Origin of the sequence: Nitrospira lenta (assembly GCF_900403705.1) — a bacterium.
Taxonomy (GTDB): Bacteria; Nitrospirota; Nitrospiria; order Nitrospirales; family Nitrospiraceae; genus Nitrospira_D; species Nitrospira_D lenta.
On sequence record NZ_OUNR01000001.1, the window covers coordinates 745,417 to 758,790 of the forward strand.

12 protein-coding genes are annotated in these 13,374 nt (G+C 60.1%); 4 read left to right on the forward strand and 8 right to left on the reverse strand.

All coding sequences use genetic code 11. From position 1 onward, the window contains the following. The first annotated feature begins 43 nt into the window (after positions 1-43). The 3 genes from NITLEN_RS03590 to NITLEN_RS03600 all read left to right on the forward strand — a co-directional run bounded on the left by NITLEN_RS03590 (position 44) and on the right by NITLEN_RS03600 (position 2,937). Complete coding sequence (locus tag NITLEN_RS03590) at positions 44-436, forward strand: phage holin family protein (protein ID WP_219999376.1); 393 nt, start codon at positions 44-46, stop codon at positions 434-436. Between the two features lie 75 nt (positions 437-511). Then, positions 512-2,341 carry an ATP-binding protein gene (locus NITLEN_RS03595; protein WP_121988195.1) on the forward strand — a complete coding sequence of 610 codons (1,830 nt, stop codon included), beginning with the start codon at positions 512-514 and terminating at the stop codon, positions 2,339-2,341. A 230-nt stretch (positions 2,342-2,571) separates the two neighbouring features. Then, on the forward strand, positions 2,572-2,937 hold the full coding sequence (locus NITLEN_RS03600) for a hypothetical protein (RefSeq protein WP_121988196.1): 366 nt from the start codon (positions 2,572-2,574) through the stop codon (positions 2,935-2,937). A 110-nt stretch (positions 2,938-3,047) separates the two neighbouring features. Here NITLEN_RS03600 and NITLEN_RS03605 read toward each other — a convergent pair whose 3' ends face one another. From NITLEN_RS03605 to NITLEN_RS03635, 7 genes are all read right to left on the reverse strand, one after another. Continuing rightward, complete coding sequence (locus NITLEN_RS03605) at positions 3,048-3,611, reverse strand: DNA-3-methyladenine glycosylase (protein WP_121988197.1); 564 nt, start codon at positions 3,609-3,611, stop codon at positions 3,048-3,050. A 151-nt stretch (positions 3,612-3,762) separates the two neighbouring features. Continuing rightward, a complete protein-coding gene (locus tag NITLEN_RS03610) occupies positions 3,763-5,808 on the reverse strand; it encodes a TonB-dependent receptor (protein WP_121988554.1) in 2,046 nt (681 codons plus the stop codon). A gap of 125 nt (positions 5,809-5,933) precedes the next feature. Then, positions 5,934-6,359, reverse strand: coding sequence for a DUF3842 family protein (locus tag NITLEN_RS03615; protein ID WP_121988198.1), 426 nt, complete (start codon positions 6,357-6,359; stop codon positions 5,934-5,936). A gap of 3 nt (positions 6,360-6,362) precedes the next feature. Continuing rightward, positions 6,363-6,779 (reverse strand): nickel-responsive transcriptional regulator NikR, encoded by a 417-nt coding sequence (nikR, locus tag NITLEN_RS03620; RefSeq protein WP_121988199.1) that lies wholly within the window; start codon positions 6,777-6,779, stop codon positions 6,363-6,365. Positions 6,780-6,882: 103 nt separating this feature from the next. Beyond that, complete coding sequence (locus NITLEN_RS03625; protein WP_146216085.1) at positions 6,883-8,295, reverse strand: Do family serine endopeptidase; 1,413 nt, start codon at positions 8,293-8,295, stop codon at positions 6,883-6,885. An 81-nt stretch (positions 8,296-8,376) separates the two neighbouring features. Further along, positions 8,377-10,923, reverse strand: a complete 2,547-nt coding sequence (locus NITLEN_RS03630; RefSeq protein WP_245924372.1) for a heavy metal translocating P-type ATPase — start codon at positions 10,921-10,923, stop codon at positions 8,377-8,379. Positions 10,924-11,002: 79 nt separating this feature from the next. Continuing rightward, complete coding sequence (locus NITLEN_RS03635; RefSeq protein WP_121988202.1) at positions 11,003-11,653, reverse strand: DsbA family protein; 651 nt, start codon at positions 11,651-11,653, stop codon at positions 11,003-11,005. 84 nt (positions 11,654-11,737) lie between these two features. Here NITLEN_RS03635 and NITLEN_RS03640 point away from each other — a divergent pair, with 84 nt between their 5' ends. Next, positions 11,738-12,274, forward strand: a complete 537-nt coding sequence (locus tag NITLEN_RS03640) for a Slp family lipoprotein (protein ID WP_181416613.1) — start codon at positions 11,738-11,740, stop codon at positions 12,272-12,274. 8 nt (positions 12,275-12,282) lie between these two features. On the opposite strand, the gene NITLEN_RS03645 is transcribed toward NITLEN_RS03640, so the two are convergent. Further along, positions 12,283-13,350, reverse strand: a complete 1,068-nt coding sequence (locus NITLEN_RS03645) for a tetratricopeptide repeat protein (RefSeq protein ID WP_181416614.1) — start codon at positions 13,348-13,350, stop codon at positions 12,283-12,285. Positions 13,351-13,374: the final 24 nt, after the last annotated feature.

Here is a 13,374-nt window from a genome sequence, read left to right on the forward strand (position 1 = left end):
TCGATTCGCTCAGGCGTCGCCGTTCCACGGAGGCCTCCGGCCCGTGCTCACACGGGTCTTCACAACCGGCATTGCGGTCTTTCTTGCCGTGGCCATCGTGCCCGGCATCGAAGCCTCAACCCTGACGGCCGGTGCGGCCGCCGTCCTGGTGCTGACATTTCTGAATCTTATCCTGCGACCGATCCTCTTGGTTCTCACCCTTCCGCTGATCGTCCTGTCGTTGGGGCTGTTCCTCGTAGTGGTGAATGCCCTGCTGCTGGAATTCACCGCTTATCTCGTGAAAGATTTTACCGTCGCAGGCTTCTGGCCCGCCGTCGGCGGCGCGCTGGTCATCAGCATCGTCACCAGCATTCTGAACATAGGGCGACTCGAACCGCCGCCGGTTGAGCAGGTCATCGTCGAACGCCGGGCTCCGAAGATTATCAATCCGGAGTAAAGTATCTACACGCGTGTCATTGCATCACCCCTCCATCGTTGCTAGAATGCGATCCCTTAATCGAGAACGCTACCCATGACCATGCCCGCGACGCAATCGAAACAAAACGCTGAAACACATTTGCAACGGACGTTGAACACCGCTCTGAATGAGCTGGGAACGGATTCGGCGCTCGCCGCCATTTTCCACCAGGAACAGGGGCCGCTCATCAGTCACGCCACCCGCGGCTTTACCCCGCGCGACGTACAAGCCATCTTGCGAACGCTTTCGACCCAAGCAGCGGCGATCCAGGGCTCACCGCAGGATCAGGATGCCGGCCGCACCGTCCGACTGCGCCTCATTACGCCGGGGGCCAAATCGCTCCTCGGCATGCCGCTCCGCCATCGCCAGCGCACCTACGGCTTTTTGGTCATCGCCCGAAAAGAAAACGCCACCTTCGCGAAGAAGGAAAAAGGCCTGATGGAACAGGCCGGCGACGACATCACGAAAGCGCTGGAGCGCGACGGCCTGTTCGACATGAACGTGGTGCTCAGCCGCCCCTATGTGTCGCGCGAGCCGGCACCGGCCGCCCCGGCGGTCTCGGAAATGTTTACCGCACCGACCGCGCAATTCACGCCTGAATTGGAAGAAAAAATCGTCAAGGTATTGGAAGAAGCGAGCCAGTACACGACCTATGACCGCGCCTGGGCCTGTTATTACGACCCCCTCGCGGGCAGCATGGAAGTCCTTGGTGTCGCCGGCGATCAAAAGAGCGAAAAGGACAGCAAGAAAGACATGCGGGCCGGACATCGGCTCACGCTCGACAGTTCGGCATCCGGCTGGGCTGTCCGGCACCGGAAGCCGCGCGTCGACCATGACCTGGCTTCGACCCAAGGGCGCTTCCTCGATCATAAACACCTCTACAAAGAGCGGTTTGTCTCCTCTCTCGTGGTTCCGTTCTTTGTCCGCGGACAAGTCGGCGGCACGCTGACGCTCGGATCGAAAGAAGCCGGACGCTACCAAGCCACCGACGCCCGCACATTGGAACCGATCATTCTGAAGCTGGCTGACCTCCTCCAAGCGCCGCCCGCATCGGTGGCAGCCCCAGCAGCCCAACCAGAAACCGGATCCGACAACGCCGCGGTCCCCGCGGCAGCGCCGACAATCCTGGAACCGGTCATCCGCAAGCAGGAACGGCAAGCCGCCATCGGAGAATTCAGCGCCTTCCTCGCCACGGAAATCCGTGAGCCGATCGGCGCCATCCGCTCCCAACTGGAAGAAGTGACGGCCGAGGGCATTCTTGATTTCGACCCGCAAACCCGCGTCGAAAACGCCATGCGCGATTTGATCCGAGTCGAAGCCATCCTGAACGAAATTCTCGATTTTGCGAAACCCCTCGAACTGAACCGGCGCCTGTGCCGCATTCCCGAAGTGCTCGAGAGCGCGCTGGTCGTGGTAGGCACCGACTTAGAAGTGACTCGAATTCAGGTCACGAAAGACTATGCAACGCAAATTGCCCCGGTGCGCGGCGATGAAGCGAAGCTCCAGCAGGTCTTCCTGAGTATCTTCAAAAACGCCGGAGAAGCCATGACTCCCGGCGGCCATCTGCACATTCAGGTCACACAACATCGCGCCGGCCGCGGCATTGAAGTGCAGATCCTGATTAAGAACGACGGGGCCCCCATTCCGGCTGAAATTCTCGACAAGGTCTTCGAGCCGTTCTTTACGACGAAGCGCTCCGGGACTGGCCTGGGGCTCGCGACCGTCAAAAAAATCATCGAAGAGCATGGCGGATCGATTGCTATCGCCAGCGCCCCCGGCGAAGGGACGACGCTGACGATTCGCCTCCCAGGGGTCAGCCGAGGCCCGGCCTTCCGCCACCGCGGGCGTGGACGACGACCACCGGCTCGCCGCCCTACGGCCTAGCCTCTTATGCACACATCGACGCTCCTCATCGACGGATGGTCTCTGCGCTATCCAGAAGGGATTCGTTCACTATTATGGATGGGGCATACCTAGACACGAACCGCGGCCTCGCTTTCTCGCTTGACAGGGGTACCCCCCCCTCGCTATGATCTCGGCCACTTGATTAGGCCTAAAAAATTCGCTGTTTTTAAACGTATTTTTCCCAGTCACCATTTTCAAAGGAGTAGGGTATGAAGCTCGTACTCGGCACTATTGCGACGTTGTCCGGTGTGCTTTTCACGTTGTCGTTGGCCTCGGCCAACCCCGCACTGCTCCCCAAGCATGAAGGCTATCCGATGAAGAACAGCGGAAGCCCCGTCACTGGCCAGCCTACCGCCAATGACCCAGGCCAGTCTGATGCGCGTGGTGAGGCTACGCTGCTGAAGTCCGCCAGTTCCATCAAGCACAGCGAGCAGAGCTTGACCAAGACTGACAATGCCAGAATCACCGAGGGACAGGGCGCTGGCCGTCTCCCAAACGTGCAGGGACCGCAGATTAAGATTGCACCGCCAGTGACCTCAGCCACCAAGATCGGCGCTGATCGGAAGATCGAGTAGTCGACGGTTTAAGCGGATCGTGGAGCGGGGCCGTCGTATGACTACGGCGGCCCCGTTTTATTTTGTCCCTATCGCTACCTGCGTGCACAAGTTCTTCGCCCCTTTGATCGCTACTCCTTGCTCCGCTTCAACCGCGTATTTACAGCTTGCTGCAATCGAAATCGCCAGGGCTTCTTAGCCCACGCGCCGGCATAGTCCACACCGATTCTCGGAAGCGCGGCAACCTGCCCGCGCAAGATCCGGTCTCCTCGATCCTCAAACCAGAGAGACTCCTGTGTCGTCAAATCCATCCGGTTCAGGCTCCGGTCAATCTGCAACGCGCGGCAGAGCCGTCCGGGACCATCGATCAACACTCCATCAACTTCAATCGCCCGAATCAACACCGCAGCGGGAAACTCCTCCCGCTCCGTCACAACATTCAAGCAGTGATACATCCCGTAGATCAGATAGACGTACGCATTCCCCGGTGGCCCAAAGAGCACCTCAGTCCGCTTCGTTCGTCCCTTCGACGCATGACAAGCCTTATCCTGCGGCCCGACATAGGCCTCGACTTCAATAATCCGTCCGGCAATTTCACGACCATCGAGTACGCGCACCAAATACTTACCGATCAGCGAACGCGCGACCTGAACGGTGCCTCGGGAGAAGTAGTGCTGGGGGAGAACGTTGCTCATATGAAGCCGCTTGCAAATACTCTCACACTGCCACCTCAAAATGACATCCAGCAGGGCCGCAGGAAGCTCGACGACCAAGACGTACGATTTCGATACGTTGCAGGGAGACGAGCGCCCGATAACGCAGCTGGGAGTTATTTTCAGGTGCCATTTAAAAGTACCAGGCTAGGCCGCCCATGAAAGTCCGCGGATTCCCCGGCACAAAATGTATGTCGGTGACCGGAGCAGACTCATTGCGCAGCTGGGAAGCGAACGCGAATGTCGCTTGCTCCCATTTTGTATTAAACAGATTTTGGATAAATAGGAACGCCTCCATTCGTCCATGAGGCAGCTTGATCGGCAGCTGATAGCGCTCCGATAGATCGACATCGATCCAGGCTGGCGACTTGATGCTGCGATCTTCGATCAGCGGCCGGACGCCGAGATAGGTCGCCTGCAACTGAGAGGTGAGCCCCTCGGGCCATTTCAAGAGGAGCGCTCCGTATGCCGTCACTTCAGGAGCCAAGGGAATGGCGTCGCCGTTGCGGAATTCAGCCTTAGTCCAGGTCACGCTCCCGTTGAAGTACAGTGGTCCCCACACCTGACCTCGTGCGGCGACTTCTACTCCCTCCCGTCTGGTCGCCCCGCGAATCTCCGTTGTGCCTTCGTCACCGACAAAGACGAGCTCCGATTTCAGATCGAGGCGCCAGAGCGTCGCGATCAATTCCAGGCCATCGGCACCGAAGGGTTTCGATCGAACACCGACTTCATAGCTCCTGGCCCGCGCGAGCGGCGCAGAGCCCGGCGCCACCGCCGACCGCGCATCGTTGCTGTGATACCCCTCCCCGTAATTGATAAACAGCTCAGTGCTCGCCCAGGGGCCAAGGATAACGTTCATCTTGGGCAGGACGACGCCGGAACTCTTCCGACCGGCCGGCTGCTCCGTGCAGGTCGCGCAGCGATTACGGACGTCGAAGGTAAAGGTTTCACCGCGAAGGCCACCGGCCAGCCGCAGCCACTCCGTCGGCTGAACCTCGGCCTTGACGAAAGGCGCGTAGGAGGCTTCCAGAATATCGCTGTCCGTCGTGACCCCTGTCACTGCCCGCTTCGTTTGCGTGCCGAGCCGCGCATGGATGTCGTCTACACGGGTTTGCACACCGATGGTTCCGATGCTGGGAAGGCCGAACACGTCGCCACGCTGCTTGTAGCCAAGATCGCCGCCATACATCACACGGCGATCGGATTGGACGATCCCGTCGCCGTTGACCGGATCGTTCTGAAAGAACGTGAAGTTGGTATAGAGATCGAGCCGATAGTATTGGGCGTAGGCATTCGCAAAGAACTGCCCGCCGGACGTGGTGTCGTAGTGGTACTTCAGCCTGGCCGTGCTGCGCATGGTTTTCCCGCCTTCCGACGGGTCGATCGCCCCGAAGCGATCGACCAGACCATCATGGACGGCGCGCAACGGAATCTCACCGGACGCATTCCACTGAGACTTCAGGAATGTTGCCGTCAGACTCAGCTCATCACGGCCCGTGAGATTCGTCGTCAGCTTCCCGAAAAGATTGGTACGGAAATATCGGTTGTCGCTCTGGAACGGACCGTTGGTGTAATACCCCTCCGCCGCAATGAGCGTGCGGATTTTCTCCGTCGTCGGCGAAAACATCAAAAGGTTTCGAGTCGTACTGAACTGCCCGCCCGCAACCTGCACCACCCCTTCCTTTACCATCTCGCGCGTCTTGAAATTCACCGCCCCCGCCGTCGCAAAGTCGCCATACTCCGGCAGATAAGCCCCCTTATTCACATCCAGGCCTTCAATCGTTTCAGGGATGATGAAGTTGAGATCCGTGTAGCCTTGGCCATGGCCATGCGAACGCAGATTGATCGGCATACCATCGGCGAAAAAGGCGACATCGGTTCCGTGATCGGCATCGACCCCCCGCAGAAAGTATTGATCGGCCTTCCCAGCACCCCCGGAATGTTCCACGGCCAGAAAACCGGGAATCAATCGCAACACTTGAGCCGGACGGCCTTGCGGCTGGAGCAAATATTCTTTATCGGGAATAAACTGCTGAGAGGAGGCCGCCACGGGCCGCTCGCCGATGACGGAGACTTCGGACACTTCCAATTCAGGCACATCCGGATCATGGGCCGCGGCTCGTTCAATGCTACTCGCCGAGACACACATGACGATGACTGCGACTGCAATCCGCCTCATATCCACCACTCCCCATTGCTCATGTGTGGACGGATGAGACGCCCACGGTGATCACGCGACAGCCGACTCATCGACTGGCGTAGACCCTCGTGGCCTCGCAACTCACAACCGTTTGAAACACGTTGCTACGTCTGGCAGGCCGGCTGCGCTAAGGCGCGGACGCGCGCGAGAGAGCGGGCAATCAACATATCCAAGGTCCCGTCTTCACTTCCCACAATCTCCACCCGGGCTCGATTCAGCGGCAACAATACCTTCGTGGCCTTTGCCGCAAGAATGGCCTTCACCATCTCAGGAGTGACCTCACCCAGCATGGCGCCGGGCAACACCACGTTCAACGATGCCACGATGACATCGACCGTCGAAACCATGTGCATAATAGCGTGTGGTCCGGCAGCCACCTGCTCGGCCCCGGCCTGCCTCATCGCTTCGGCAGCTGCTTCGTTCGTCCCCAAGGCAACAATTTGGCAATCCGGCCCTACGGTCTCCCGCAAGCCTATGACCAACCGACAACCCAGCCCTCCGCCCCGCCCATCGATCACACAGACCCGCACCGTTTAATCCAGGCCCTTGCCGGTCGTGGTCATCGTCAACTTGCCGTGCTTCACGCCTTTCACCGTCACCAGCGCGTCGGCAATTTTTCTGATCTCCGACCCTTTTCCCTTCACCACCAGCACTTCCAGGCAATGATCGTGATCCAGATGCACATGCATGCCGGACAGAATCTTTCCGTGATAGTCGTGCTGAATATCGGTGAGCTTGCTCGTCAAATCGGGCACATGATGATCGTAGACAAACGTAATGGTGCCGACCGTTTCCTTATTTTGATCCCACTCTTGCCCGACCAGATTATCGCGGATCAAATCGCGCAGAGCTTCCGACCTATTGGTGTACTTCCGCCGCTCGATATGTTGATCGAATGCATCCAGCAGATGATGATCAAGAGAGACGCCGAAACGAACCAGCTTTTTCATACTCCTCCAGTGCTACGATTTTCTGAAACGTAGCACTGTAGGAACACGGGCGTCAAGACAGGGCGACGCCCGTGATTACCCCATTCTTCAACAGCGTGGAGAGCTATTCCCCTTGAATGGGGATATACAGAGCGTTGCCCTGCCGGTTGACGAGCAGGAGCACGAGGTCGGTCGGTTTGAGTGGATCGGCGAGGCGCTGGAAGGTCGTAAAATTGTGAATGGCCTGCCGGTTGAGCTCGAGCACGACGTCACCCGGTTGCAGGCCTGAAGATTCGGCGAGGCTGCCTTCCTCAATGTCGGTGACCACCACGCCGCTGTTCACGGAAAGATCCATCTGCCTGGCGAGCGGAGGCGTCACGTCATCAAAGACGACCCCCGTCAGCGGATGCGCGGTTGAAGCGGCTGCGGACGGGCTCTGAGTTTTCTTCGCTCGCTCACGCGGAGCTTCCTGAACCGTCAACTCCGCCTGATAGGTCTTGCCGTCGCGAATAAGGTCCAGACGATGCTTGCTGCCGATCGGCGATTGGGCCACGAGATTGCGCAGCTGCCCGCTGTCCATCACGTCGCGGCCGTCGAACCGCACCACGACATCCCCGCGCCTGAGCCCGGCTCGCTCCGCCGATCCCTTCGCTTGCAGGTCGGTCACGATTGCGCCCTTGACGTCCGGCAGGCGAAAAATCTTTCCCAGCGACGGACTGACGTCCTGGGTCGAGGCGCCGAGAAATCCTCGGACGACCCGGCCGGTCTTGATCAGACTCTGCATCGCGGCCCGCGCCATGTTGCTCGGGATCGCAAACCCGACCCCGACGCTGCCGCCGGTCGGGCTCGCGATGGCCGTATTGATCCCGACCAACTCGCCGTTGACGTTCACGAGCGCGCCGCCGGAATTTCCGGGATTGATCGGCGCGTCGGTCTGAATGAAATCCTCGAAGTCGGCCACGCCGACATCCGCCCGCCCTACGGCACTGACGATCCCGAACGTCACCGTGCGGCTCAGCCCAAGCGGATTTCCGATCGCCAGCACAAACTCTCCGACGGCCAGCGTGTTGGAGTCCGCCCAGGGCACGGTCGGAAGATTCGTCGCATTGATCTTGACCACCGCCACATCCGTCTTCGGATCGGTGGCGACGACTTTGCCTTTGTACTGGCGCCGATCGGCCAGAATCACTTCCACATCCACTGCGTCTGCCACGACATGGTTGTTCGTAATGATGAAGCCGTCCGGTGAGACGATCACGCCCGAGCCTTGCCCGTACTGACGCCGCGCCGGCGGTTCCTTGAACAAACCGAACGGGAGCGTCTCGTCGCTGAACGCCTGGTCGCGCACCATTACTGTGGAGGCAATACTCACAACCGCAGGAATGACCTTGATAGCCGTGGCCTTCACCTGGCTTTGTAGGTCGTGGCCGTTCGCGACGGGCACCAGATGCGTCGCGGCCAGGCCGGTCCCGGCGGCCAGATGGCTTCCCAGACAGAGACTCAGCATCCAGGTCGTGATTGCAGTCGCTCGATTCATAGTCAGGTTGCAGAAATACTCGTCGCCTTGGGATCGGTGAAATGCCGTGGCCAAGGTACCATGCAGAGATAATGAGCGCACTTATAATTCGATATGCCGCAGCCGGAGTGCGTTCGAGATCACGGACACTGAACTGAACATCATCGCGGCGCTGGCGATCATCGGACTCAGCAACAACCCGGTGAACGGATACAGCACGCCGGCGGCGATCGGCACACCCAGTAGATTATAGGCGAAGGCGAAAAAGAGGTTTTGCCGGATATTGCGCATCGTCGCCACACTCAAATGGCGCGCCCGCACGAGCGCCTGCACATCGCCTTTCAGCAAGGTCATGCCGGCATTTTCCACCGCAACGTCGGCGCCTGTGCCCATCGCGATTCCGACATCGGCCAACGCCAGGGCCGGCGCGTCGTTCACACCGTCTCCCGCCACCGCCACGATCCGCCCTCCGGCCTTGAGCTCACGGACAATATGAGCCTTCTGTTCCGGCAACACTCCGGCCCTCACCTCATCGATCCCGAGCTGCGTGGCAACGGCATCCGCCGTGCGTTGATGATCCCCCGTCACCATGACCAAGCGAAGCCCATCGGCTTTCAATCGCTTGACGGCCTCCGCCGAGGAGGCCTTAATCGGATCGGCCACTCCTAACAAGCCGGCCGCTTTCCCATTCACCGCCACAAACATGACCGTCTGCCCGCGCTCACGAAACGCGGCCGCCTCTTCCTCCAACACCTCCAGCGTCCGCCCGACCGCACCACGGTCGCTCAAGAACGCCGCCGTCCCGATCGCCACAGATTGATCGTCAATGATGCCGGTCACGCCCTTTCCAGTGACGGCCAGGAACTGCTTGACCGGAGCCAACGTGATACCGCGTGCTCGCGCACCGGATACCACCGCATCGGCCAGCGGATGCTCACTGCCCTGTTCGAGACTGGCGGCCAGCCGCAATACATCCTGATCGCTATACGGCGGCACAAACCGGACGGTGACCAGCACTGGCTTTCCCTCCGTCAGCGTGCCGGTCTTGTCGAACACGATCGTGTCCACCTTGCCGAGCACTTCCAACGCTTCGGCTTTTTTGACCAACACACCGACGGCGGCGCCACGACCCGTCCCCACCATAATCGACATCGGCGTCGCCAGACCCAATGCGCAAGGGCACGCGATGATGAGCACCGCCACGGCATTGACCAGCGCGTAGGCGAGCTTCGGCTCAGGCCCCACCCAGATCCAGACACCCGCGGTGATGACCGCGGCCGCCACGACCAGCGGCACAAAATAGCCCGCCGCCGTATCGGCGACCCGTTGAATCGGAGCCCGGCTCCGCTGCGCGTCACTGACCATTTGCACGATGCGCGCAAGCAGCGTGTCCCTGCCGACCTTCTGTGCTTGCATCAGCAGACTACCCGTCCCGTTCATCGTGCCGCCGGTCACCGGTGCGCCGACCGTTTTTTCAACCGGTATCGATTCACCGGTCAACATCGACTCATCGACGGCGGAGCCGCCGTCGACGACGACCCCATCGACCGGAATACGCTCACCGGGCCGCACACGCAGCCGGTTGCCGACCTGCACCTGATCGAGGGACACATCAATCTCCCGGCCGTCCCGTACGACCCGCGCCGTCGTCGGGGCCAGTCGCAACAGCCCCTTGATAGCCGACGTGGTCTGGCTTCTCGCGCGAAGCTCCAGAATCTGACCGAGCAACACCAGCACCGTGATCATCGCCGCCGCCTCAAAATACACCGCCACGCCGCCGCCGTGCTGATGAAAGGAGGCCGGCAGCCACTCGGGAACGACCGTCCCAACGGTACTGAATCCATAGGCGGCGCCGGTGCCGAGGGCAATCAAGGTAAACATATTCGGAGCCCGATTGACGATCGAGGCCCACCCGCGCTGAAAAAACGGGAGCCCGCCCCAGAGCACGACGGGCGTCGCGAGCACCCACTGAATCCAGTTGAGCCGCGCGCCGCCCAGCCACTGATGCAGCGGTTGACCGGGAAGCATGTCCGACATGGCCAGGATCATCACCACCACGGCAGGCCCGAGGCTCCACCAAAATCGCCGGCTCATGTCGTCGAGTTCCGGATTGGGGCCCTCTTCCATCGTCACGATCTTCGGCTCCAGCGCCATCCCGCAAATACGGCAGACGCCGGGTTTCGTCTCAAGGATCTCGGGATCCATCGGACAAATGTATTCGACGGTCGAACCCGCTGGAACAACAACCTGGCGGGCCGGGCGCTGATCCGGGGGCAAGAGATAATAGGCGGGATCGTCCTTGAATTTGGTCAGGCAACCCGTGGCACAGAAGTAATAGGTCTTTCCGGCATGCACGTGCGAACCGGCCGCCGTCTCGGGCTGCACCGTCATCCCGCAGACCGGATCGAGTGCACCGCCGGCGGCAGGCGCCGCCGGCATCATCATCGGTAACGGTTTCCGTGCCGTGGGAGAAATGGGAGTCGTGATGAGAGGAGCGGACGCCTTACTCAGGGCCTTCACAGGGTCGGCGCGAAACCGATCGAGACAGGACGTCGCGCAAAAGTAGTAGGTCTGCCCCCCGTACTCATACCGCCCGGCAGCCGTGGCCGGATCGACCGTCATCCCGCAGATCGGATCAATGGCCATCATTCCTCACCGAGTGTTGCGCCTGACGTGCTGCGTGCTCAGACGACCGATCCTCCCAACCTCAGCACTCAGGACTGTTAGATCACTTCTTCTTATCTGCATCCAGGATGCTATGGATCACCAGCTTCAGATTGTCCGGATCGATCTGCTCGACTTTGATGTTGCCGTCGATCAGCACCGTCGGCGTCTGCTGCACCTTGATGCGCTCGCCCCATTTCTTGCTCTCTTCTAAGGCCTTGGCCGGCTTGCCGCTGGACATTCCCTCTTCAAACGCTTTGGGATCGAGTCCGACTTCCTTGATCAGGACTTCGCGCAACGAACGATCCAGCACGCCGGTCACTTTTTCCGTATGAATCGTCCGGAAGAGGACCTTCTTCATCTCGTCCCCTTTGCCCATCGTCCGGGCTTGCTCATACATATCGAACGGCGTCGGCAACTTGCCCTGAAAAACCGGGAAACCCACCATCGTGACTTCGATCTTGTCGCCGAATTCTTTCTTCAGCAGCGCCACGCCTTCACTGTCAAAGCGATGGCAATGGGGACAGTAGAAATCGGCAAACTCGATCAGCTTCACCTTCCCCGGTTGATGCGTGGACTTTTCGTCCTTGAGGACTTCGAACTTCCCCTTCAACTCGGGCGTCGCCGCAGAAACTCCCGGGGATGTCCCTAATGCCAGAAGGGCCCCCACGGCCACGAGAGCGCCACGCCATCCCCACTTGCTGCTATGCGTCATGTCCTGCTCCTTTCGAGATTGTCCAACCATGCGTCCCATTATAACGGATACCGGCGTCACCTGCCCTCTGTTATACTGAAGCCTATGCAGAGGCTCAGCATCTTCCTATTCAGCGCGCTCTTCCTCGGTGCCGCCGGCTGTGCGACGAGCCAGGAGTCCGGCGACAGCGCCCAGCCTCCCCCGCTCGCATTTGCGCAGGTCAAAGCGGCCCCCGATTCCTATAAAAACCAAACCGTCATCTGGGGTGGAGAAGTTTTGAGCGCCCGGCGCCTGAAGGAAGGAACTCGCATCGAGATTCTACAACTCCCGCTCAATTCGTCGCTCCAGCCCACGACGGAACTGAACCAGTCGCAGGGGCGCTTTGTCGCGTTGCGGCGGGAATTTCTTGATCCGGCCACCATTCCAGCGGGCACATTTCTCACGATCACCGGAGAAGTCGCCGGTTCAATCACCCTGCCCTTGGACGAAATGGAATATGCCTATCCGATCGTCGAACTCAAGACCATGAAAGTCTGGGTGAGGGTGGAAGATCAACCGGTCCGTATTCGTCCCCACATGGGACCAGGCCCCTACTGGGGACCCTATTGGTCTCCCTACTGGAGACCCTGGCCCTACTGGTAAGTGCGCCGCTACCGGAACGTCGATCCGACGATCCGCTCCACGCGATCATCCCGGCCGCCGAGTTCTCGATACTTGCGATACTGCGCGAGGGCGCGCGGCATGTCTTTCCGGTGCAATTCATAAAACACGCCGAGATTGTAGTGCGCTTCGGCATACTCCGGCTTCAACTCCACCGCCGACGCATATTCGCGTTCGGCTTCGTCCAGCTGCCCCAAGCTCGTGTAGACCACGCCTAAATTCAAATGCGCCTCCGCATAGGCCGGCTGATACCGGAGTACTTCCAGGAATTCCCGCTCGGCCTCGGCGGACTTTCCCTGACTGCGATAGATGAAGCCCAAATTGTAGTGCGCATCGACCAGGTCTGGCTTGGCCGCGACCGCCTGCTTATAGGCATAGGCCGCGTCCACCAGATCATTGCGTTTTTCTGCCATCCGCCCAGTCAAATACCAGGCATCGGCATGTTTCGGATGGGCCTTCGTCAACCGGGCCAGCGTCTCCGCCGCCGCCTTCGTGTCACCGGTGTAATCTTGAAGCCTCGCCAGAGAGAACAACGCCTCGGCATGGGCCGGCTGAACCGCCAGGAGTCCTTGATACGTCTTGATCGCCGCCGGCGCGTCCCGCTGCGACTCATAGAGCTTCGCCAGATCCAGATACGACTCCGCATGCTTGGGATCGGCGTCGATCGCCTTTGTCAGCGCCTGCTGCGCCTCAGCCGACTTCCCCTGCGCGGCGTAGACGTCGGCGAGATCGTTGAGCGCCTCGGCGAATGCCGGCTTCACTTTGAGCGCGCGCACGAACTCCTCCGCCGCCTCAGTCGGCTTCCGCCCTTTCAATAAGACGAGTCCGTGGAGATGGAGCGCCTGAGGGGACGCGGGATTGAGATGCAGCGCCTTCTGCACCGCCTCGTCAGCCGCTTTGAGATCGCCGCGCCCCAGCGCCGCGCGCGTCAGATCCAGCTCATGTTGGAGCGCATCGTGAGGAGCCGCGGCATAGCCGGAATGGGAGGCGGAAAGAATGAGGAGGGTGCAACAGAAACTAAGGACGGTCACAACCTGAATCCGGCGGCCTGAAATCAAGGCGTGCCCTCCTTCCACAGAAAC